This window comes from Nitrospiria bacterium, assembly GCA_035498035.1.
In the GTDB taxonomy this organism is placed as follows: Bacteria; Nitrospirota; Nitrospiria; order JACQBZ01; family JACQBZ01; genus JACQBZ01.
Genome location: DATKAN010000009.1, coordinates 18,956 through 38,642, shown reverse-complemented (window position 1 = coordinate 38,642; position 19,687 = coordinate 18,956). Strand labels below are relative to the sequence as shown.

The window sequence follows — 19,687 nt, the reverse complement described above, 5'->3', positions numbered from 1 at the left end:
GTCTTTAGACCCAGCCGTTTAACCGACTGCGGTCCAACCCCGATTCCTCATTGAATTTCGAGATGGACCCGGCGGTTTTTTGCATAACAATCTTCGTTATGATCCGTGCATACCGGATGTTCCTCTCCATAACTTATGACTGAAAGCCTGGCCTCGTCAATGCCATACACCTTGAGTATTTTCTGCACCGTCTTTGCACGCCGTTCCCCCAGCGCCAGGTTGTATTCCGTCGTCCCCCGATCATCGCAATGACCTTCAATGCGAACCTTGACACCCGGGTGGTCCTCCAGCCAGCGAGCGTTTTCTTCCAGGATCGGACGCATATCGTCACGAATGAGGTATTTATTGAAATCGAAATAGACATCGGCCGGTGTTTTTTCCTCTGGAGTCGGGGTTTCAATAGGTTTGGCGATCGGGGCCAGCTCCTGGGGTTGTTCTGGTTTAGGGGCAGTCTTCACCGGTGGTGTTTCCACCACGGGAACAGGAAGCCCAAGCTTCGCCAACGTCAATTGCTTCACCAAACGGTCGAGCGTAGTCCCTAAAGATTCCTGAACCAGTTTCATCGGGGACACCCAGGACTTTATTGTCCGGTCGATCCCCTCCTCCGCTTCTCCCTTCCACAACACATTCCCGGTCCGGGTCTCGATCAACTCAACATCCTCGATCCGGGTCAGCGCGGTCGCCTTAAAGACACGAGGATAAGCCATGCCCCCGCTCAAAGTTTGAAAGGGCTGCTCATTATGGGGAGGAACCACCAGGGCAAATAAGCGGGTCAAGCGGCTCGCCAAGACGGCATCCAGGCCCTGATCCGACCACGCCCTCAAATCCTCGGATTTTCCCCCCGTGTGATGAATGCCGACGACCTCCCGGAAGATTCCTGCCTCTTGAAGTTTCTCCGCCCATTGGTTCGGAACTTCGTTGAGCGTATCGGTTCCTTTAGCCGGATCGTTGTACAGCGGGTAATTCCGATCGCCCAGGAGAAATCGCGCTTCTGTGCTCCTTTCTTCCGGGGGCCGGGCATCCTCGGGCAATAACACTCCGACACGCCAATACCGCGTCTCAGGCTGATCGGAGGCATAAAGGATTGAACGGGGAAAAGACCGGTCCGAGAGTTGGATGGCCAATTGATTGACCGCCCCGCGAAGCGCTTCGGTGGCGTAATCCGTTGCCGGGCCCGGATTTTTTTCCTGCCGGAGCAGAAACTTGTCCGCCTCTCCTTCCCAGAGAGGTTTTCCGGTCCGGGTGCTGATCAGTTTCAGGTTGGCAAACCCTACCTTCCCCTCGATTCGACGGTCCGGACCGCTTTGGCCGTAGAAATGAACCAAGTCTCCAAACAAGACCGCGTCGATACCCTGCGATCCGAGTTTACGGATCCCATCGGATGAAGACGGGTTAAACGGTTCGGACAGGCCCTGGATTTGCCGGAAGACCCGGGAGGCCCGAAGATGTCGAACCATTTGCTCGGTCACAATTTCGGTGAGGTTGGCCGGCAGCTTCTGTTGGGCGGCCCAGTTTCTCTCTTCCGGAGATCGTCGGTCTTCCAGTCCCGCCACGGCGACATTGAAGAATTGAGGACGGGGCGCGATAAAGATTTCGCCGTCCTGCAGCGTATACGACGCGGGCTGAAACGACGCGCAGCCGACCATGAGGAGTCCGGCGTAAGCGGCGGCCAGGATACGGCCCGTCCTAAGACCGCGCCCGATCAAGTCCCATCCCGTTGCGCAGATGCTATTTGAGGGATGCGATAAACTCATCGATCGGAATCGCCGGCATCGTCAGGAATTGAACGGAACCTCTGGAACCCAGTTCCACCGAGATCTTGGCGATGGCCTTGTTGTCCTTGGCCTCGATGATGTTTACGAAGTCATACGGGCCCAAAAGAGCGTACTGCGCGATCACCTTGGCCCCCATGGACTCGATCTCCTTGTTCACCTGATTGATGCGACTGGGTTTGGCCTTGATGGTTTTGCGGCCCTGATCGGTCAATGTGCTGAGCAAAACATAGGTCGGCATGGTAAACCCTCCTTGTGTTGGAAGCGATTGAGAAGATTGACGGGACGGGGTTAGAGTACCCGGTTCGGATTGGATTTTCAACTTGTTTCATTCATCAGCGGATTATCCCGGTCCGCCCGGTCGGTCTTTAATAACCCGGCTTCCTCCGGACCGATGGAAAATCGGACCGCATTTTTCCCCGCGTTCTTCACCTCGTACATGGTATGATCCGCCCGCCGAATCATTTCGTCGACCGACCGTGGCGGAGATATATAGGTCACCACTCCCACGCTGAAGCTCACCGGCCATCGGTGATGTTCCATGGCGTTCAAGAGCAGGCGTTGGATTTTTTCAACCGCCGGGCGGGCCGAATCCGGGTCCGTTTCAGGAAAGAGGACCACAAACTCGTCACCGCCCAGCCGGGCGACCAGGTCGATTTTCCGCAGGTTCTCCCCCAGCGTTACGGCGACGGTTCGAAGGACGGCGTTGCCGACGCTGTGCCCGTGTTGGTCGTTGATGATCTTGAAATTGTCCAGATCGATGTAGCAAATGGAAAATGGATGCCGGTGTCTTTCCGCCCTGAGGATCTCGACGGCCGCCATGTCGTAGAAGCCCCGGCTATTGCCCACCCCCGTCAAATGATCGGTTCGGGACAGTTCCCGTTCACGATCCAGTTCTTTTTTCAATCTCGAGATGAGGAATGTGACAATGACAAAAAAGCCGAGCCGGCTCGCGCCGTTCCAAAGGGTGATGGCCGGATTGGAATAAGTCTGGCCTGCCAGCGTGTTTGCCAGATCCCATGTTACGGCGCTTAATAAAGCCGTCGCCAGGGCGGCCCGATGGCCTTGGTACCATGCGACAAAGGAGACGGGGATCAGGTAAAACAGCGAAAATGAGAACTCATAGCCCGTTGCATAATCGAGGACGCCCAAGACGGCGATGCTTGCGAATCCTAGGGTCAAAATTAAGAACCCGCCTTTTCGGGCGAAGCCGTCTAGAATTTTCCGACCCGCTCTCATCTTTATAATTCAAATTACCGGTTCCCTTTTAAGGGGACGCGGGGAAAAGCAAAGCCCGAGACAGGACACTCGTTCTGTCTCAGGCTTTGACTTAAAACGGTCCTGGATTTATTTTTTCCTTTTACGCGATCGCGTCTACGATCGAATTCAACGTCGGGCTCGGACGCATCGCCTTCGTCGCCTTTTCCCTATTCGGATGGTAATAGCCCCCCAGATCAACCGGTTTCCCTTGGGCGCCGATCAATTCGGCGGCAATCCTGGCCTCATTCTGTTCAAGCTGCTGGGCGACCTTGGCAAAGCGGGCCTGAAGATTTTTGTCTTCGGTCTGCTCGGCCAGGGCTTGCGCCCAATACAAGGCAAGATAAAAATGGCTCCCGCGGTTATCGATCTCGCCCACCTTCCGTGCCGGTGATTTGTTGCTTTCCAGGAACTTCGCGTTGGCCCGGTCGAGTGTATCCGCCAGAATCTTCGCGGTCGCATTGTTGGATGTTTTGCCCAGATGTTCCAAGGAGGCGGCCAGGGCCAGGAATTCTCCGAGGGAATCCCAGCGTAGGTACCCTTCCTGCTGAAACTGTTGCACATGTTTGGGCGCGGAACCCCCGGCCCCGGTCTCGAACAGGCCCCCTCCGTTGAGCAGGGGGACGATCGAAAGCATTTTTGCGCTGGTTCCGATTTCGAGGATCGGGAAAAGGTCGGTCAGGTAATCCCGCAAAACGTTCCCCGTAACGGAAATCGTATCCTTCCCCTCTTTCATCCGTTGCAGCGAAAACCGCGTGGCCTCCGCCGGGGACATGATCCGGATGTCGAGGCCTTTCGTATCGTGATCGGGCAGGTAACGATTGACCTTCTTGATCAGCTCCGCGTCATGGGCCCGGTTTTTATCCAACCAGAAGACGGCCGGGGCGCCGGTGGCTTTGGCCCGGTTGACCGCCAGCTTGACCCAATCCTGGATCGGGGCATCCTTGACCTGGCACATCCTCCAGATATCCCCTTCCTCCACCCGGTGTTCCAGCAAGGTCTGTCCCGATCCGTTGACCACACGGATCGTGCCGTTGCCCGGGGATTTGAAGGTCTTGTCGTGGGATCCGTATTCCTCCGCCGCCTGCGCCATCAGACCGACGTTGGGAACGCTCCCCATGGTTTTCGGATCGAAGGCGCCGTGTTTTTTACAGAATTCGATGACCTCCTCATAGACCGGGGCATAACTGCCGTCGGGGATGACCGCTTTGGTATCGTGGAGCTTGCCGTCGGGCCCCCACATCTGCCCGGAATCGCGAATCACCGGGGGCATAGAGGCGTCGATAATCACGTCGCTGGGCACGTGCAGATTCGTGATGCCTTTATCGGAGTTCACCATCGCCAGCGCGGGCCGCTTCTTATAGACCGCTTGAATGTCCGCTTCGACGGCGGCCCGTTGATCCTCCGGCAAGGTTTTGATCTTGGCATAGAGGTCGCCCAAGCCGTTGTCGGGATCGACCCCCAGCTTCTGGAACAGGGCCGCGTGTTTTTCAAACACATCCTTGAAGAAGACCGAAACGGCGTGCCCGAAGATCTTGGGATCGGAGACCTTCATCATGGTGGCTTTGAGGTGGATGGAGAACAATACACCTTGCTTCTTTGCTTCCTCGATCTGAGCCTCGAGGAACTCCCGCAGGACGCGGCGACTCATGAACGTGGCATCGATGACCTCGCCCGCCTTCAGGGGCGTCTTGGCCTTCAGAACCGTGGTCTTGCCGTCCTGGCCCACGAATTCGATGCGCGCCTCGGTGGGCTCCGTGACCGTCACCGATTTTTCGTTGGAACGGAAATCACCATGCGTCATGTGCGCGACATGCGTTTTGGAATTCGGTGACCAAGGCCCCATCTTGTGCGGGTGCTTTTTGGCGTACTGTTTGACCGAGAGGGGCGCCCGGCGATCCGAGTTGCCTTCCCGCAATACCGGATTGACCGCGCTGCCCTTGATCTTGTCGTAGCGCGCCTTAATGTCTTTCTCTTTGTCATTTTTTGGATCTTCGGGATAATCAGGCAGCTTGTACCCCTGCGACTGCAATTCCTTGATGGCCGCCTTCATCTGCGGAATCGAGGCGCTGATATTGGGGAGCTTGATGATATTGGCTCCCGGTGTCAGGGCCAGCTTCCCCAGCTCGGCCAGATCATCCGATTGTTTTTCCCGGTCCGTCAGAAATTCGGGAAAATTGGCGATAATTCTACCGGCCAGGGATATGTCCCTTAATTCAACGGCCACACCCGCGGCCTTTGTAAAGGCGTTGATGATCGGAAGCAACGAATAGGTCGCCAGCATCGGTGCTTCATCCGTGTGCGTATAAATAATTTTCGATTTTGGGGTGGTCATGCCTTCTCCTCGCTTATTTTACGATCCGGTTTGTAAATGCAACATCGCCAGGGAGCTTATAAGTATATTTAGTCCATCGCATCCTTGTCAACAGGATATTTTTCCAAAAATAATTACGTATGCGCGTAAGGGAGTCTTCATCATGCACCTTGGCTTCCCAACGCTTGCGCGGCAAGATCGGGGTCTGTTATACTGGGATCGTTAAAAAAACATGCCCACTCTGGAAACCATACAACGCCAATTAGGCCAGGCGGCCTGTCCGATCTGTCGCAAACAGGACTTTTCCGTCCGCATCAAATCGGAAAATCCGGATGGAGAGAATGTCTACACCGCCGTCTGCGTCGGGTGCCGATATTCCTTCCCCGTCAGCTCCGAAAACAATCTCTACCGCCTATCCAATCCGGACATCGTTTCCTGGCTCAAGGATACCGTGTGCCCAAAATGTACGAAGCGCGGGGCTGAGATGGATTTTCGTTGCACATTCACCGTTCGGGACAGCCGGATCTTTCTCCACTGCAAAAGCTGTCACTTTGAATTCAACGAGTCCATGCCGGCGGAAGCATATGAATAACCGTCCTGCGGCCCGGGCCAATAAGAAACGGAGGCGCCGTTGACACCCGAAATGAAACAGGCACTGGCCGAGGTGGCCGGCGCCCTTGAAAAACTGAATCGAACGCTGTCGAACGAGCTGGACGAAATCGAACGCAACGGCGCCACCCCCTCGATGATCCAGCACCTCAAGGACGGAATCCGGGCCATCCGGGACAGCGGGAATATGGTCTTGATCTGGGCGGACTACATCGCCCGGGGAGACTTGGAAGATCCCGAAAATCCCGAGGTCGTCCGGGATCCGAATCCTCGATAACCCCGTTTCATGAATTCCGGTCGGTTAAACGGTCCAGGGCCTCGAAGTATTTGTCGGTCGTCTTCTGGATCACTTCTTTCGGCAGGCTCGGCGCCGGAGGACGATGGTCCCACGGCAGGGAATCCAGATAGTCGCGCACGAATTGTTTGTCAAAACTGGGTTGAGCTCTTCCGGGAACGTAGCCGTCCGCCGGCCAGAACCGGGAGGAGTCCGGGGTCAGGACCTCGTCGATTACCATGAGGCCCCCCGTTCGCGGATCGAGGCCGAACTCCAACTTGGTGTCGGCGATGATGATTCCGCGGCTGCGCGCGAACTCCGAGGCCCGCTTGTAGAGGGTCAAACTCATGGATTTGGCCGCCTCCGCGACCTTCTCCCCCACCGCCTCCTTCATCCGTTCGAAGGATATATTCATGTCGTGTCCCTCGACGGCCTTGGTGGACGGCGTGAAAATTGTTTCAGGGAGTTTTTCGGACTCCCGTAATCCGGACGGAAGCGGGAGCTCGCATATCGTCCCTCCCTGCCGGTATTCCTTCCACCCCGAACCGGATAGATATCCCCGAACGATGCATTCGACCGGAAGGGGTTTGGCCTTCCGAACGAGCATGCTGCGCCCGGAAAGGATTTCCTTAAACCGCAGACAGGACTGCGGAAATTTCTCGACGTCGGCGGTGATCAAATGATGCGAGAAGGTTTTATCGGCCGACGCGAACCACTCGAACCAGAATTTCGAAAGCTGGGTCAGCACATACCCTTTTCCGGGAATACCATCCGGCAGGACCACGTCGAAGGCCGAGATCCGGTCCGTCGCCACCAGAAGGAGCGCGTTTCCCAGATCGTAAATATCCCGTACTTTCCCCTGCTTTTTGGGACCCAGGGTTTTCAGGTCCGTTTCCAGGACAAGCGGACCGTCCCACCGGTTTGTCTTCGCGATCATCGTCATGCGCTCTCCAATTAATCCGACGGAATAAACAAGGCCCTCCGGATGATCCGAGGGCCTTGTTGTTTGACTATGAACACAAACCTGCTAAATATTCTGCATGAATCGGGTCACATCTTCCTTGGAAACCAGCTTCGCGGTCTCGATCGATGGCGCTCCGCCGACATTCACCCCCACCGGAACCCGCTTCGGGTCCACCTGGCGCAGGCCGCCGAGAACACGCTCGACGATCAATTCGACCGGCATCGTCATCCCGCCGAATACCCGGGGACCGGCTATCATTTTGGCATGGCATTCGCCGTACAGTGCGGTCGAAACCTCCCGGGCCATCCAACCGGGGTAATTGAACTCCGGGATCACGATCAGCTTGGCGTTCCGGCAGGCTTCCTGGAGCTCCAAGGTCGGGAACGGCCGCAAGGACCGGAGCTTGATCAAACCGGTATGGACTCCCTGTTCTTCCAGAAGCCGAACGGCCTCACGGGACTGCGCCGCGGCCGAACCCGAGGCCACGAGGAAAATGTCCGCGTCCGGATTGTTCACTTCGAGCAGCCCGTCCATATACCGGCGGATATATTTTTTCGCACGCTCCTGCGCCGCCCAGACTTCCTGCTGCCAGACGGCATGAATGTTGTACGACATGAAATTGCTTTTTTGGACCGGGGCGTCGCGGGAAAGTCGGGCCGGGGGATTTTCGGCGTCCAGAACCGGGACCGCCCCGTGATACGCCTCGCGGGGAGGAAGCTTAATATCCTTGGGGGGCATCATGACGTAACCGCGGGCATGGGTGACGAAAAAGCCGTCGTAGGCAATGCCCACCGGAAGCGTCACGTCGTTCATTTCCGAAATGATAAACGACTTTAGGATGAAATCGAACACGTCCTGTTGGTTCTCGGCATGGAACAGGATCATCCCGGTGTTCAATAGATAGGAAATTTCGATATTATCCGGCTGAATCGCGAGCGGGGCGTTGACCACGCGACAGGTAAAGATCGCGACGGCCGGAAGACGATGGCCCGGCCAGGAAGCGATCGCCTCGATTCCGCGCAGGGTGCCCGGTCCGGCGGTGGCCGTGAAACAGCGAACTCCGGCGCGGGAAGCCCCGGCCATGGCCGACATCACCCCGTATTCTTCTTCGCCGCGATAGTATTCCTTGACGTACCCTTCGCCGTACAGGACACCGATCAACTGCATCGTCTCGCTTTGGGGCGTGATCGGATAGGCTACCGAGAAATCCACGTTGGCCCGACGGATCGCTTCTTTTCCGGCCTCCGAACCGGTGATGAAGACGCGCTCGCGCGGGGCCTCGAAAAACAGATATTCCGGCGTGACGACCCGTTGCTTTTTGGCCTCGGCATGCGGGTCTTTTCCGGGTTCGGTTTTGACGGCCGCCGAGGTGATCGGGTCTCCCTGAGGATTCGTTTTCTGCTCGGTCTCGCTTGATTCGCTCATCGTCTCCTCCCCATTTTAAACGCGGGGCATCTGGCCTTCGCGAAGCGGCATTCCCTTCGGCGCGCCCGCCATTGACATCGCCAGCCCCTGTTCACGGATCTTGGCCCATTCCTCCGCCGTTACGATTTCGCGTTTTCCGCCCCCGTAGGGAGGACGGGCCGGGGCAGGGATCCCCATGGACTCGCGCACTTTCCGGATCACCTGGCCCAGCCGCCGGATCTTGTTTTCTTCCGAATCCCGAATCGTCAGCATCGCGTCCTCATGCCCCTGTTCGGCGCAGACCGCCGCCGTCAGACAGTTGGTCCCGGCGCGGATCATCTTCAGTGTCAGGTTGGCATAATGACAATGCACGCCGATGAAGATGCAGACCTCGATCTTGTTGTGCCAGATCGTTAAGTTGGGATGATTGGGATTGATTTCTTCCTCCGGTTCGATCTTGGGGTATTTAGGACGGTAATCCGGCATCGGGATGATCATCACGCCCGGGATCTCGCTCGCAAGCTCGAGGACGGCCTGTCCCTTGATCACGGCATGCTCATTCCAGGCCCACAAAACCAGCGGCCCCGGGAATATCGTCGGGTTTTTCCGGGTCAGCATCTGCCTCGCGATCTCTTCCATCACGGCATCTTCATTCACCTTGCGACCGTAAACCAGACCCTCGCCCGGGTCCGGCAACTCGATCCCCATGGACGCGGCCGCGGGGGGAACGTAGCCCTCCGGACCGGGTTTCAACACATAGGATTCGTCTTTTGTCAGAAGGTGCTCTTTTTTTAAGTACATGGGTCCCCGCTCGCTCTTAAATTTTATTTATTGATGGGTGAGGGTTTAAGATCTTCCTGCTCGTACGACATGGTCCGGGTGTTTTTGGAGGTAAACTCCTCCGGAAGTTGGTCGATCATCACCATCTTGATGGCGTGATGCTTCGCCATGTTGTCGCAGACCCAGACGCATTGCGCGCATCCTTTGCACCGGTCCACCGCAACGAAGGCGGTCTTCCGGACTTTATCGTACTGAATCGTATTGGCTTCGGGGCAGAACTGGGTGCACAGCGTACAACTGGTGGCGCCGCAGATTCCCGGATCGATATTCGCGACAAGATACATGAGGCTCCTTGTATGGGGTTCGGGTTATTTCCGTCCGGACTGGGCCGGAACCTCCTTGGCCGCCTGCTTGCCCATCTGCCAGTTGTGGGCTTCGGCATAATCCCAGGCGGCGTTTACGGCAGCGATGTTTTTCTCGAGCAATTCCTGTTTGTGCTTGAATTTCCGTTCGACGACCGAGTCCAGCGAGGCGGTGCCGCCCGAGACGACGAACCCTTTTCCCAGAAACCGTTCCTTGACCGCCTGGGCCACGGCCTCCCGTGTCGTGAGGCCGGTGATGCCGGAGATCGCTCCGACCATCGCCATGTTGGTGGCCAAGTCCGTCCCCGCGACATCGAGCGCCATCTGGGTCGCTGCGAGATAACGGAACTGAACACCCCGGCCTACGAGATCGGCCATTTCATCGCCGGGCAAGGGAATTTCTTCTTTGGAGTTGACCAGAATTGTTCCCCCGTCTTTGATTCCGAAATGAAACGGCATGGTGTAAGACTTGCCGTGGGTGATGACCTGGGGATGGAACACCATGATGATGTGGGGAAACATGATCTCCCCGATCTCGTAGATCTTCTCGCTGGAGACGCGAACATACGATTCGACCGGGGCCATGCGCTTTTCGGATCCGTAGAACGGAACGATCGTGCTCTCGCCGCCGGCATTGATCACGGCGGTCGAAAAGACGTGAGACGCGGTCACGACGCCCTGGCCACCGACTCCCGCCATCCGGATGTTGAATCTCATTTCGCCACCTCCGTGGTTTGGATGGCTTTCTTGGCGTACTCCTTATAGCCCCATTTCTCGGCCAGATATTCCTTGGCTTCGTCGGTGATAAACTCCTTGAATTGATACCGGTCGTTCTCGACGTTTTTCGCGTCCTCCATGACTTTGTCGGTGGGGATGGCATACTCGATGTTGCAGGAGGTATAGGCCTGGATATAGGTCGGTCCGACCTCCCGGGCGATCAGGACCGCTTTCTTGATGGCCTGTTCCACCCGACGGGGATTGTTGGGCACGACGACCGCCACATAGGCGCAGCCGGCCGTCTTGGCCAGATCCGGCATATCGATCTTTTCGAACTTCTTGCCCAGCGGGGCCATCTTCAGGACCGAACCGATATTGGTCATTCCGCTTTCCTGGCCCCCGGTGTTCCCGTAGACTTCGTTATCCAGCATGATGGTTGTGAATTTTTCCTTCCGGAACCAGGAATGCATCAGCATGGAGAACCCGATATCGGCCAGCCCGCCATCTCCGGCCATCACGACCACGTCTTTGGCCTTATTCGGAAATCGCGTCATCAAGCCGCGTTTTAGCCCCGAGGCCACGGCGTTGGTGTCGCCGTAATTTCCGTACACAAACGGGATAGCGGCCTGAGAGAGGGCCAGGCGACCGCAACCGGCGGTGCCGACCGTAATGGTGTCCTCCGGATTGGGCAAGGCGATGAGGGAAAGACGGATGAAGAGGGTCATGGCGCAACCCGCGCACATCGGATGCTCTTCAAGAACTTCTTTGAACGTTCCAACCTGGGAGACAGAGACCTTTTTTCCGAACGGACCGTGTTCGATCAGGTCTCGGTAATCCTTCGGCATGTATTTCTCAAAACCGGGTGTCGCCTTGACATAATCTAAACTCATTGCCCGCCTCCTTCTACGATGGATTTACTTCGGAAAACCCTGGAAATTTGTGTTTATCCTATCGAAATTCACTGCATTCGTCAATGAGCCAAAAGACCTATTCTGCATTTTTATAAAGACCCAGCTTTATAAAGGCCCGGCCCACCCATTTTTTTCCTTCTCCCACAACCTAGTTACTATAAATCAGATTCCGTCCCTTAGTCAACAAGAAATGCGTCGAATCCTCAGTTGCCACCCTTGCCACTCCGGCGTATAATAAGGCCTCATCGCCATGAACAGGAAAACAGACGTCATTTACGAAGAAGTTCTGGATTTTATCCGGCACCCTGTCGAGGGACGATTTGACACATTGGCCCTCCGTGTGTTTGCGTTTCAATACGAGCGCAATCCTTCTTACCGGCGATACTGTGAGGCCAAGAATCAAACGCCGGACAGGGTGGGATCCTGGCGCGAAATTCCGGCTGTTCCCACCGCCGCATTCAAAGAACTCGATCTCGCCTGCGATCGTCCCGAGAAGGTTTTTTTCACCAGCGGCACATCGCAGGGCCCGACCAAACGCGGACGGCACTTGATCCCGAGATTGGATATCTATCGTGCATCGATTCTTCCTAATTTTACAGTCCACCTGCTGCCGGATCTTGTCGAACTCCGAATGCTTATCCTGACGGGCTCTCCGGAGGTCTGGCCTCACTCTTCGTTGGCCCATATGATGGAGGTCGTCCGGCAGGAATACGGGGGACCTGACTCGGTCTATTTTATAAGCGACGCGGGCCTCGACCTCGAAGGGCTCTTTCGATCGCTGAGAGAGACCTGTGAACAAAACAGGCCGGTGCTGCTGTCCGGGGTTACGCTTGCGTTTCACCAATTCTTGGATTATTGTCAGGCGCGACGCGCGTCCTTTCGATTGCCGCCGGGCAGTCGGATCATGGACACCGGCGGATTGAAGGGTCGGAAGATCGATCTTTCAAAACCCGAACTCTACCGTCGTTTTGAAGAAGCGCTGGGGGTCCCCCAAACGCACATCGTCAACGAGTACGGCATGACCGAAATGGGATCCCAATTTTATGACAACTCGTTGTCCGACCATCTCAACGGCATCGCGCGACCGCGCCACAAACGAGTACCGCCCTGGGTCCGAACGCGGGCGGTGGACCCGGAAACGCTGGAAGACCGGCCGCAGGGGTCCACGGGCGTTCTTCGCCATTTTGACCTGGCGAATTGCGGTTCGGTATCGGCGCTCCAGACCGAGGACATCGGTCTGGAAGTCGCGGACGGGTTTGAGATCACCGGACGCCTCGCCGGCACGGAGACCCGAGGCTGCTCGTTGCTGGTCGAAGACATACTGGGTATCCAATGATCGATCCCCTGACACTGGACGGTTTCTTCCTCCCGCCCCCCATCAAGATCTCGAATTTTACGACCCTGAAATTCGGGCCGGTTCAAATCCGTCTCCCCCTCTTGACCGCCACCACCCTCTCCGACGTGATCAATCATCTCCTGGGGGCGCAGGACCAGTTTCTTTCGAGACAACCCACCGCGGTCCTTCTGGACTTGATCGACGAGGCCGCGGCGCGATGGTTGAAACCGGACGATCCCGCGCGGCAAACGGCCGAACGTGTCCTGCCGCACATCACCGGCCTGTCCCCAGCGATGATCCGAGTCGGCCTCACGCGAATTATGGAGGGTTACCGGAAAGACGCCCTTTTCAGGGTCCTACGACACGAATTGGGAAATGAGGGCATGCTGGACGGGTTTCTTGCGAGACAGGAGGATCCGGCCCGTCTGACCCGAGCCGTCGGACCCCGAATCACGACGAACATCCTCGCCGGAAACATCCCCGGACTCGGGATCTCCGACATCATCGCTACCCTGCTCACAAAATCGGCCTGCCTTTGCAAGGTTTCCTCCCACGAGCCGTTATCGCCGGTTCTGTTCTCTCAGATGCTCGTTCGAATCGAACCCCGCCTCGCCCACTGCCTCGCGATGGTCGCCTGGCCCGGAGGCCGGCCCGAGGCCGAAAGCCTTGAAGGAGTGGCCTTCAGCCGAAGCGAGTTGGTCACGGCCACCGGAGGCGATGAAGCCGTCACAGACGTTCGGCATTCCGCGGCTCAGCGCCAAGCGGTTTCGGGCCGCTTCATCGGGTACGGGCATCGTGCTAGCCTGGGCCTGATCGGCCGGGAAGCCCTGGGCGATCTCAAACAGGTAACCCGGGGCGCCGCCCTCGACGTCGCGATGTATGATCAACAGGGCTGTCTCTCCCCGCATCTGTTTTACGTTGAAACCGGAGGCGACCATTTTCCCCGTCAGTTCGCCAGGGCGTTGGCGGAGGAGCTGAAACGTCTGGAACACGAACTGCCCCGGGGCACCCTCGATACCGCCACGGCCGCGCGAGTCCATCAGGTCCGAAGCGTGGCCGAGATTAAACAGGCCGATGGGGAGGAAGTGATCGTCTTCGGGAGCGAAACCGGAACATCCTGGACCGTGATCTATGAGGCCGATCCTTCTTTCGTCTTGTCCCCGCTTTACCGGACCGTCCGGGTCAAGCCGATCGATGATCTGATCCATGTCCCGCCCTTTCTGGAATCCTGGCGGCCGTATCTTCAGGGGGTCGGTGTCGCCGTTCATGAATCCCGCCGGCCCGCGCTGGCCGAATGCCTCGGACGCACCGGTGCAAGCCGAATATGCCCGGTCGGGCGGATGCAACAGCCGCCGGCCGGGTGGCCGCAGGACGGGAGACGTTTCATCGCGGACCGCGTGCGGTGGGTGGATCTTGAGATGCCGTGAGGAGTGAGGCGTGAAGAGTAAGGAGATAAGTCGGGACGACCAAATAGAAGATTTCCTGCGCTACGTCTGCCAGACTTCGTCCGAGCCGATGGGAATCGAGGTGGACCGTGCCGAGGGTTGCCGGATTACGGATCGATCAGGGAAGAAATATCTCGACTTCATCTCGGGCATCGGCGTGGCGAATCTGGGACATGCCCACCCGGCCGTGGTCAAGGCCGTCGGGGATCAGGCCGCGCGCTATCTTCACGTCATGGTCTACGGCGAGTATATTCAGGAACCGCAGGTCCGCCTGGCCAAGCGCTTGGCTCAGGTGGTCCCCCTTCCGCTTTCGGTCACCTACTTCACGAACAGCGGAACGGAAGCCAACGAAGGCGCGCTCAAAACGGCCAAGAAATACACGAAGCGAAAAAAACTTGTCGCGTTCAAAGGCGGCTTTCACGGCGATTCTCAAGGATCGCTCTCCGTAACGGGACGCGAGGTGTATCGGAAACCCTTCCGTCCCTTGTTGCCCGACGTCGTCTTCATCCCGTTCAACCGCCTGCATTCTCTGAAGACGATCGACCGCCGGACGGCCGCCGTGATCGTCGAGCCGATACAGGGCGAGGGCGGCGTGAATCTTCCCACCGATGATTTCCTCCCGGCCCTTCGCCAACGCTGCAACGAGACCGGCGCGCTGCTGATCTTCGATGAAGTCATGACCGGAATGGGCCGGACCGGAAAGCTTTTCGCCTCCCAACATTGGGATGTCGTGCCGGACATTCTTGTACTGGCCAAGGCCCTTGGAGGCGGAATGCCGCTGGGCGCCTTTGTGAGCCGGCCGGAAATCATGAGGACGCTGTCCGAAAATCCGCCCCTCTCCCACGTGACGACCTTCGGAGGCCATCCGGTCTGCTGCGCCGCGGGACTGGCGGCGCTGGACTTTCTGATTGAGAACAAACTTCCGGAGCGCGCCGAGCGGCTGGGTCAATACCTTAGGGACCGGCTAAATACCTTGTCGCGGATCGGCGGCGTGAAGGACGTCCGAGGGAAAGGATTGCTGATTGGATTCGAATTAAACAATGCAAATTTAACGAAACGCTTTGCGACCAACTGCCGCGACGCCGGCCTGATCCTCGGCTGGACCTTGCATTCCAATACGGTCGTTCGTCTGGCCCCGCCCCTGATCATCACGGAAGCGGAACTCGATCAGGGACTCGAGATCATGCGGGAAGCGCTCTCGAGGGCTACGAATCAATAAAAGGCCTCCTGACCCCGTTTGATCACCTCATCCAACTCCTCCGGGCTCAAGGCCTTCTGATCCAGAAAATCGTTGAAAGCCATGATGAAGGCCCGGGGCACATCGACGGTCTTCTTGAGTCGGCGGAGCATTTTCTTTTCAAAGCGTCGCAACTCGTTCGGGGAGGGCCAGTCATAAAAGAAAAGCCGGAAGGCCTGGCCGAAGGCCCCCCGCCACGGCTGCAAGGCGTCGGGCGCGTTCTGCAATGAGACCTTGAGGAGAAAGCGGTAGGCCGAGACCAAACGGGCGAGATCATCCTCCTGTCGCTTTTTAAACCGCCACCACATGATATAGACGGAATCCGGCGAAACGGTATGGGGCCTTATTTATAGCTCTCATCCTCGGACGGAAACTTCCCCAGCTCGACTTCCTCCTTGTAGCGCTGGATGGCCTCGAGAGCCTGGGCCTTGAGATTCACGTAGGTTTTTACGAAGGTGGGATGGAAGCGCTCAAACAAACCCAATAAATCATGGATCACCAGGACCTGGCCGTCGCAGTGCGGTCCGGCCCCGATGCCGATCGTGGGGATCGATAGGGCCTTCGTGATCTTCCGGCCCAGGTCCATCGGAATTCCCTCCAGAACGACCGCGAAGGCGCCGGCTTCCTCGACCGCTCTCGCATCGGCCATGATCCGCTCGGCCATGGCCGGTTCGCGGCCCTGGACCTTGTAACCGCCCATGCGGTGAATCGACTGCGGCGTGAGGCCGATATGACCCATGACCGGAATATCCATACGGGCCAGGGCCCGTATCCGATCGAGGACCGCCTCGCCCCCTTCCAGTTTCACGGCCGTGGCGCCGGCTTGAAGAAAGCGGCAGGCGTTGCGAACGGCATCCTCCACGCCGGGCTGAAACGACATGAAGGGCATGTCGCCGATCACCAAGGCATGCTCCACCGCGCGGGATACAATCCGGGTATGGTAGAGCATCTCCTCCATCGTCACGGGAAGCGTGTTGGTGTGGCCTTGAACCACGACGCCCAGGGAATCCCCGATCAGGATCATATCGATCCCCGCCTCATCCACGATCTGGGCGAAGGGAAAATCGTAGGCGGTGAGCATTGTGAGCTTTTTGCCGTCGCGCTTACGTTTGAGAAGATCGAGAATGGTGATTTTCTTTACCATAATCCACCGCAGGGAGCTCCCGGCCCCGCTCCGATATATCCGCCCTTACAAGGTCCGTTTGGCCGATTCCAAGGTGTTCTGGAGCAACATGGCGATCGTCATGGGGCCGACCCCTCCCGGGACGGGCGTGATCCAGCCGGCTTTTTTTGAGACCGCTTCATAATCGACGTCCCCGACCAGCTTGCCGTCCGGAAGGCGATTGATCCCCACGTCGATCACGGCGGCGCCCTCCTTGACCATCTCTGCCGTGACAAAGCGCGGCCTTCCGATCGCGGCGATCAGGATGTCCCCTTCCCGACAGACCGCTTCGATGTCGCGTGTGCGCGAATGGCAGACCGTGATCGTGGCGTTCCGGTGCATCAATAAAAGACCGACCGGCCTTCCCACGAGATTGCTCCGCCCGATGATCACGGCCCGTTGCCCTTCGATCGGGATCTTGTGGTAATCCAGCATGGCCATCACCCCCGCCGGCGTGCAGGGAACAAAAACCGGGGAGCCCATCGTGAGATGTCCGACGTTGTTGGGATGGAGACCGTCCACATCCTTCTTGGGAGAAACGGCGTACAACACCGGCTCGGCTTCGAGATGCTTCGGAAGCGGAAGCTGGATCAGGATGCCGTGGATCTTCGGATCGTTGTTGAGCCGGTAGATCAGGTTGAGCAGGTCCTCCTGTTTTGTGGTGGCCGGAAGCTTGTGCTCCTCGGAATAGATCCCGACCTCTTCACAAGCCTTGCGCTTGTTCCGGACGTAGATCACCGAGGCCGGGTTGTCCCCCACCAGTACCGCGGCCAGCCCGGGCCGGCGTCCTTCCGCCGTCAGGAGTTTGGCGTCTTCTTTGATCCGTTCTCTGATCTCGGCCGCAATCTTCTTGCCATCGATGATTTCCGCCATCAGTGGTCCCGTTCGCGCGTTGATAGAATGGTTCTTTTTTCCGTGATGATCCAATTTACCCGGATATCGTGATCCCCGGTCGGGACCCGCTCCACGATTTGCAACTCGAACGCGAGCCCAATAATTGGAACACCCACCGACACAGGCGCCAAGAGACGATCGTAGTATCCGGCGCCCTGTCCCAGCCGGTTTCCGGCGGGGTCGAAGGCGATACCCGGTACGATGAACAGGTCCATGCGGTCGGATTCGACCGGACGGACGGCTTCGGGCCTCGGCTCCGGGATTCCGATCGAATTCGGGACGAGCTCGCGCACCGGGTCCTTCAATTCCGAGAGCATCAATTGTTTGGACGACGTTTCCATCTTCGGCACGGTAACCCGTTTTCCCAACGACAAGGCATGCGCGATCATCCCGGTCGTCTCGACCTCGCTGCCGTTGGAAACATAAAAATGAATCCAATTCGCATCACGCACGGCCTCCAGCTCGAACAGGTTTCCAAGAATGTCCGCGCTTCGGATCACCCGCTGGGCCGTCGTGAGCCGGTTTCGTGCGGCCAAAACATCCGCGCGCAGACGTCGCTTTTCTTCATCGATCGTGGTCACGTGGGTCATGGGCGTTGATCCGGAGGTAGGATATCAGGCGGATTGTCGGGTTGTCAACAAGACCTATAACGTGATTGATCACACCCGAAAACGGAGGTTATTTCAATTGTCCCTACGGCATAATCGTAAAATTCCGGTATCCAGAAGTGATACCATCGGCCTTTGTTATCGTTACACGATACTCGATGTTTGTCTGTAAATCGCGTTCTGTGCTAACGGTCTCACTAACTGACCCGCCGGTAGTACCCTGCTGCCATGGAGATTGAATAGTGTCAGAGAGAGTAGTGGACTGGATACTCCAGACGTCTTTTAGATCCGATGTCCGTGCTACTGCGATTTTCATCGCCGTCATATCATTGTTAAGGTCTTCCCACGTATAAAGAGGTCTTGATGTCGGGTCGCCATCCGCAACATGGACGATAATGTTCCCGCCGGATTTTCCTTCTTGAATGTTGGTATTGGAATTGTTACTCTGCCCACAGCCCATTAAAAAAGCGGGAATCAACAAGAGACCCAATAGAAATTTAATCATATAACTTAATCTCCATTTCTTTCTATAAAATTCTCATTAAAACCCAAACGAGATCTGGACCATGTTCCTGCGATCCGGCCGCTGCCCGGCATAGGCCCCGAGCTCCTCGATGTAATAGGCATAGCTGGCCTTAACCGCCCAGAAGTCCACCGCGGCCCCATAACTCGGATACCCTTGATGCAGCCCGGCCCGAAGCGTGACCAGGAACGGGAATTTGTACTCCACACCCATATTTACCCGTTTTGCCATATCATTGTCAATTCCCAATTGGTGGGTCGCATCGATGTAATCGAGGGCCAGGAGCAGCTTCCCGAAGCCGACCGGCGGACGAAGGGCGACGCCCAGGTTCAGCTGCTGCTGGATTGTGCCGGCGTCGCCCATGTTCACGTCCCCGACGTTCTGAAGGGAAACCCCAAGGGCCGGCTCAAAAATGACCGGCAAGGCGTAGATCACCCCCAGATCCACACCGACACCGTTTCCGTGTTGGAGGCCCTTGTGCAGATCGATCCCGTTTTCCTCGACCAGGTCAGTTACCGTGTAGTTTTGTTCGAGCAGCTGGCGGTCGATCACCTTGCCGGTAACCCCGATTCGGAGCGGGCCGTTGAAAACCTTAAAACCATACGCACCCGACACCACCAGCGCCAGGTCATAGCCTCCTCGTAGTTGCAGCGTATTGACGCCCAGCGGATTGTGAACCTCCCCGTCGACCGCGGCCTGGCCCAGAAAGCCGATCCCGAAGTTATGCATGGTGACATTGGGAAACAATCCGGTCCGGAGGTGGACATGTTTTCCGAGCCATTTGTCGAGCAGATTCGCGGCCAGCTGGGCCTGCTCGGTGTCGTTCGAGGCATCCGCGATATCTTGAACGTCGTTGTAAAAGGGAATGACATTTTTATCGGCTTCCGCGTAAGGGTTGAGAACCTCCGCTTCCCCGAATCCCTTGATGCTGTTAAGACCGGCCGGGTTGTAGAACATCGCATTCTCATCGTCCCCCACGGCGGTGAAGGCACCGCCCATCCCGAGCGGCCGGATGCCCTTATAGAAAATCGGCAACTCGTCCGCGGCGACCGTCCCCGCCATAAAAATCGTCAGAATCGGCAAAGCCGCGATCCATTTTCGCATGCCTTTTCTCCTCC

21 protein-coding genes are annotated in these 19,687 nt (G+C 57.3%); 5 read left to right on the top strand and 16 right to left on the bottom strand.

Going from position 1 to position 19,687, the window contains the following annotated elements:
- Positions 1-47: 47 nt before the first annotated feature.
- The 4 genes from pal to VMN77_01065 all read right to left on the bottom strand — a co-directional run bounded on the left by pal (position 48) and on the right by VMN77_01065 (position 5,364).
- A complete protein-coding gene (gene pal / locus VMN77_01080; GenBank protein HTN42372.1) occupies positions 48-1,706 on the bottom strand; it encodes a peptidoglycan-associated lipoprotein Pal in 1,659 nt (552 codons plus the stop codon).
- Between the two features lie 22 nt (positions 1,707-1,728).
- A complete protein-coding gene (locus tag VMN77_01075) occupies positions 1,729-2,013 on the bottom strand; it encodes a GYD domain-containing protein (protein ID HTN42371.1) in 285 nt (94 codons plus the stop codon).
- 77 nt (positions 2,014-2,090) lie between these two features.
- Positions 2,091-2,954, bottom strand: a complete 864-nt coding sequence (locus tag VMN77_01070) for a GGDEF domain-containing protein (GenBank protein ID HTN42370.1) — start codon at positions 2,952-2,954, stop codon at positions 2,091-2,093.
- Between the two features lie 178 nt (positions 2,955-3,132).
- Positions 3,133-5,364, bottom strand: a complete 2,232-nt coding sequence (locus VMN77_01065) for an NADP-dependent isocitrate dehydrogenase (GenBank protein ID HTN42369.1) — start codon at positions 5,362-5,364, stop codon at positions 3,133-3,135.
- Between the two features lie 211 nt (positions 5,365-5,575).
- Between VMN77_01065 and VMN77_01060 the strand changes: the two genes are divergently transcribed.
- Positions 5,576-5,935 carry a hypothetical protein gene (locus VMN77_01060; GenBank protein HTN42368.1) on the top strand — a complete coding sequence of 120 codons (360 nt, stop codon included), beginning with the start codon at positions 5,576-5,578 and terminating at the stop codon, positions 5,933-5,935.
- Positions 5,936-5,974: 39 nt separating this feature from the next.
- Positions 5,975-6,229 carry a hypothetical protein gene (locus tag VMN77_01055; protein ID HTN42367.1) on the top strand — a complete coding sequence of 85 codons (255 nt, stop codon included), beginning with the start codon at positions 5,975-5,977 and terminating at the stop codon, positions 6,227-6,229.
- Positions 6,230-6,236: 7 nt separating this feature from the next.
- Here VMN77_01055 and VMN77_01050 read toward each other — a convergent pair whose 3' ends face one another.
- The 6 genes from VMN77_01050 to VMN77_01025 form a co-directional block, all read right to left on the bottom strand.
- Positions 6,237-7,163, bottom strand: a complete 927-nt coding sequence (locus VMN77_01050) for a phosphoribosylaminoimidazolesuccinocarboxamide synthase (GenBank protein ID HTN42366.1) — start codon at positions 7,161-7,163, stop codon at positions 6,237-6,239.
- 90 nt (positions 7,164-7,253) lie between these two features.
- Positions 7,254-8,615, bottom strand: a complete 1,362-nt coding sequence (locus VMN77_01045; protein ID HTN42365.1) for a transketolase C-terminal domain-containing protein — start codon at positions 8,613-8,615, stop codon at positions 7,254-7,256.
- Positions 8,616-8,630: 15 nt separating this feature from the next.
- Positions 8,631-9,395, bottom strand: a complete 765-nt coding sequence (locus VMN77_01040; GenBank protein ID HTN42364.1) for a carbon monoxide dehydrogenase beta subunit family protein — start codon at positions 9,393-9,395, stop codon at positions 8,631-8,633.
- A 23-nt stretch (positions 9,396-9,418) separates the two neighbouring features.
- Positions 9,419-9,718 (bottom strand): 4Fe-4S dicluster domain-containing protein, encoded by a 300-nt coding sequence (locus tag VMN77_01035; protein ID HTN42363.1) that lies wholly within the window; start codon positions 9,716-9,718, stop codon positions 9,419-9,421.
- A 24-nt stretch (positions 9,719-9,742) separates the two neighbouring features.
- Positions 9,743-10,453, bottom strand: a complete 711-nt coding sequence (locus tag VMN77_01030; GenBank protein ID HTN42362.1) for a 2-oxoacid:acceptor oxidoreductase family protein — start codon at positions 10,451-10,453, stop codon at positions 9,743-9,745.
- Positions 10,450-11,343 (bottom strand): thiamine pyrophosphate-dependent enzyme, encoded by an 894-nt coding sequence (locus VMN77_01025; GenBank protein ID HTN42361.1) that lies wholly within the window; start codon positions 11,341-11,343, stop codon positions 10,450-10,452. Before VMN77_01025 ends, VMN77_01030 begins: the two co-directional genes overlap by 4 nt.
- A gap of 271 nt (positions 11,344-11,614) precedes the next feature.
- Here VMN77_01025 and VMN77_01020 point away from each other — a divergent pair, with 271 nt between their 5' ends.
- Genes VMN77_01020 through VMN77_01010 form a run of 3 tightly spaced genes read left to right on the top strand, consistent with a single transcriptional unit; the run spans position 11,615 to position 15,364 of the window.
- On the top strand, positions 11,615-12,700 hold the full coding sequence (locus VMN77_01020; GenBank protein HTN42360.1) for a long-chain fatty acid--CoA ligase: 1,086 nt from the start codon (positions 11,615-11,617) through the stop codon (positions 12,698-12,700).
- Positions 12,697-14,127: an acyl-CoA reductase gene (locus VMN77_01015; GenBank protein ID HTN42359.1), complete on the top strand. Its 1,431-nt coding sequence runs from the start codon at positions 12,697-12,699 to the stop codon at positions 14,125-14,127. The genes VMN77_01020 and VMN77_01015 overlap by 4 nt, the downstream gene beginning before the upstream one ends.
- A 10-nt stretch (positions 14,128-14,137) precedes the next feature.
- Positions 14,138-15,364 (top strand): aspartate aminotransferase family protein, encoded by a 1,227-nt coding sequence (locus tag VMN77_01010; protein ID HTN42358.1) that lies wholly within the window; start codon positions 14,138-14,140, stop codon positions 15,362-15,364.
- Here VMN77_01010 and VMN77_01005 read toward each other — a convergent pair.
- The 6 genes from VMN77_01005 to VMN77_00980 form a co-directional block, all read right to left on the bottom strand.
- Positions 15,358-15,690, bottom strand: a complete 333-nt coding sequence (locus VMN77_01005) for a hypothetical protein (protein HTN42357.1) — start codon at positions 15,688-15,690, stop codon at positions 15,358-15,360. The genes VMN77_01010 and VMN77_01005 overlap by 7 nt on opposite strands.
- A 35-nt stretch (positions 15,691-15,725) precedes the next feature.
- Positions 15,726-16,526, bottom strand: coding sequence for a 3-methyl-2-oxobutanoate hydroxymethyltransferase (gene panB, locus VMN77_01000; protein ID HTN42356.1), 801 nt, complete (start codon positions 16,524-16,526; stop codon positions 15,726-15,728).
- 45 nt (positions 16,527-16,571) lie between these two features.
- Positions 16,572-17,420 carry a bifunctional methylenetetrahydrofolate dehydrogenase/methenyltetrahydrofolate cyclohydrolase FolD gene (gene folD, locus VMN77_00995; GenBank protein ID HTN42355.1) on the bottom strand — a complete coding sequence of 283 codons (849 nt, stop codon included), beginning with the start codon at positions 17,418-17,420 and terminating at the stop codon, positions 16,572-16,574.
- Entirely contained in the window at positions 17,417-18,028 is a 612-nt protein-coding gene (locus VMN77_00990) for a 5-formyltetrahydrofolate cyclo-ligase (protein HTN42354.1), read from the bottom strand. The genes folD and VMN77_00990 overlap by 4 nt, the downstream gene beginning before the upstream one ends.
- A gap of 103 nt (positions 18,029-18,131) precedes the next feature.
- Positions 18,132-18,551, bottom strand: coding sequence for a hypothetical protein (locus tag VMN77_00985; protein HTN42353.1), 420 nt, complete (start codon positions 18,549-18,551; stop codon positions 18,132-18,134).
- A 36-nt stretch (positions 18,552-18,587) separates the two neighbouring features.
- The gene (locus VMN77_00980) at positions 18,588-19,673 is read right to left on the bottom strand and encodes a hypothetical protein (protein ID HTN42352.1); all 1,086 of its coding nucleotides are present in this window, start codon (positions 19,671-19,673) and stop codon (positions 18,588-18,590) included.
- Between the last annotated feature and the right edge of the window lie 14 nt (positions 19,674-19,687).

Bases quoted from the DNA above. Each gene is read 5' to 3' on its own strand.
- VMN77_01035 (HTN42363.1), bottom strand. From the start codon at position 9,718: ATGTATCTTGTCGCGAATATCGATCCGGGAATCTGCGGCGCCACCAGT.
- VMN77_00985 (HTN42353.1), bottom strand. From the start codon at position 18,551: ATGATTAAATTTCTATTGGGTCTCTTGTTGATTCCCGCTTTTTTAATG.
- VMN77_01040 (HTN42364.1), bottom strand. From the start codon at position 9,395: ATGTACTTAAAAAAAGAGCACCTTCTGACAAAAGACGAATCCTATGTG.
- VMN77_01075 (HTN42371.1), bottom strand. From the start codon at position 2,013: ATGCCGACCTATGTTTTGCTCAGCACATTGACCGATCAGGGCCGCAAA.
- VMN77_01020 (HTN42360.1), top strand. From the start codon at position 11,615: ATGAACAGGAAAACAGACGTCATTTACGAAGAAGTTCTGGATTTTATC.
- VMN77_01065 (HTN42369.1), bottom strand. From the start codon at position 5,364: ATGACCACCCCAAAATCGAAAATTATTTATACGCACACGGATGAAGCA.
- VMN77_01050 (HTN42366.1), bottom strand. From the start codon at position 7,163: ATGATCGCGAAGACAAACCGGTGGGACGGTCCGCTTGTCCTGGAAACG.
- VMN77_01060 (HTN42368.1), top strand. From the start codon at position 5,576: ATGCCCACTCTGGAAACCATACAACGCCAATTAGGCCAGGCGGCCTGT.
- VMN77_00990 (HTN42354.1), bottom strand. From the start codon at position 18,028: ATGACCCACGTGACCACGATCGATGAAGAAAAGCGACGTCTGCGCGCG.
- panB (HTN42356.1), bottom strand. From the start codon at position 16,526: ATGGTAAAGAAAATCACCATTCTCGATCTTCTCAAACGTAAGCGCGAC.
- VMN77_01045 (HTN42365.1), bottom strand. From the start codon at position 8,615: ATGAGCGAATCAAGCGAGACCGAGCAGAAAACGAATCCTCAGGGAGAC.
- VMN77_01025 (HTN42361.1), bottom strand. From the start codon at position 11,343: ATGAGTTTAGATTATGTCAAGGCGACACCCGGTTTTGAGAAATACATG.
- VMN77_01015 (HTN42359.1), top strand. From the start codon at position 12,697: ATGATCGATCCCCTGACACTGGACGGTTTCTTCCTCCCGCCCCCCATC.
- VMN77_01030 (HTN42362.1), bottom strand. From the start codon at position 10,453: ATGAGATTCAACATCCGGATGGCGGGAGTCGGTGGCCAGGGCGTCGTG.
- VMN77_00980 (HTN42352.1), bottom strand. From the start codon at position 19,673: ATGCGAAAATGGATCGCGGCTTTGCCGATTCTGACGATTTTTATGGCG.
- VMN77_01005 (HTN42357.1), bottom strand. From the start codon at position 15,690: ATGTGGTGGCGGTTTAAAAAGCGACAGGAGGATGATCTCGCCCGTTTG.